A 421-nucleotide genomic window follows, 5' to 3' on the forward strand; every position below is an offset into this window, starting at 1 on the left:
CCGCCGCCACCGCGCCGGCGGGTCAGCCCGCCGACGGCACGACCCGGTCCGAGCGCCTGGCCGGGGAACTGCGCAAGAACCCGGTCTACGTCTCGGCCGCCCAGCCGCGCGAACTGCCGCGCTCGCTCGCCCCGGAGATCGCCGCCCTCGCCGAGCGCACCGGCGTACCCACCTACGTGCTGGCGCTCCCGGAGGGCGACACCGCGCTGCTCGCCCTGGTGCACGACCGGCTGGGGGCGGACGGCCTCTACGTGCTGATCGGCGGCTACGGCCGCATCACCGCCTCGGCGTTCGGAGTCGACGTACCGGTGGACGACGCCCGCCGGATCTCCCTGTACGGCACCCCGTACGGCGCCGGGCCGCTCGCCGCGTTCGAGAACTTCGTCGACGCCGTCGCCTCCGGCCCGGACCGGGCCGCCGC

This window comes from Kitasatospora putterlickiae, assembly GCF_039527695.1.
GTDB classification, from domain to species: Bacteria; Actinomycetota; Actinomycetes; order Streptomycetales; family Streptomycetaceae; genus Kitasatospora; species Kitasatospora putterlickiae.